General features: G+C 66.2%; 1 protein-coding gene. It reads right to left on the bottom strand.

The annotated features are described in order from the left end of the window. Positions 1-896 (bottom strand): elongation factor Tu (gene tuf / locus ACA089_RS16370; RefSeq protein WP_372019032.1); only part of this gene is annotated, 896 nt, incomplete at its 3' end.

Here is an 896-nt window from a genome sequence, read left to right as displayed (position 1 = left end):
CCCGGCTTGGCCAGCACCTGGCCACGCTCCACGTCGTCACGCTTGGTGCCGCGCAGCAGCAGGCCCGCGTTGTCGCCCGCCTGGCCCTGGTCCAGCAGCTTGCGGAACATCTCGACGCCAGTGACCGTGGTCTTCTGGGTCGGGCGGATGCCGACGATCTCGATTTCGTCGCCCACCTTGATGATGCCGCGCTCGATGCGGCCGGTCACCACGGTGCCGCGGCCCGAGATCGAGAACACGTCTTCCACCGGCATCAGGAACGGCTTGTCGATGTCGCGCTGCGGCTCCGGAATGAACGTGTCCAGCGCCTCGACCAGCTTGATGATCGACGGCACGCCGATCTCCGACTGGTCGCCTTCCAGCGCCAGACGGGCCGAGCCGTGGATGATCGGGGTGTCATCGCCCGGGAACTCGTACTTGCTCAGCAGCTCGCGGACTTCCATCTCCACCAGCTCCAGCAGCTCGGCGTCGTCCACCATGTCCGCCTTGTTCAGGTAGACCACGATGTACGGCACGCCCACCTGGCGCGACAGCAGGATGTGCTCGCGGGTCTGCGGCATCGGGCCGTCAGCGGCCGAGCACACCAGAATCGCACCGTCCATCTGGGCGGCGCCGGTGATCATGTTCTTCACGTAGTCGGCGTGGCCCGGGCAGTCCACGTGCGCGTAGTGACGGGTCGGGCTTTCGTATTCCACGTGCGCCGTCGAAATCGTGATGCCGCGCGCCTTCTCTTCCGGCGCCGCGTCGATCGCGTCGTATGCCTTGAACTCGCCGCCAAAACGCTCCGCGCCGATCTTCGTCAGCGCCGCCGTCAGCGTCGTCTTGCCGTGGTCAACGTGACCGATCGTGCCCACATTCACGTGCGGCTTGGTGCGCTCGAACTTACCCTTGGCCAT

The organism is Pseudoxanthomonas fibrivorans (assembly GCF_041464125.1).
Classification (GTDB): domain Bacteria; phylum Pseudomonadota; class Gammaproteobacteria; order Xanthomonadales; family Xanthomonadaceae; genus Pseudoxanthomonas.
Note: the sequence above shows the minus strand (reverse complement) of the source record. Positions and strands in the feature narration are given on the sequence as shown.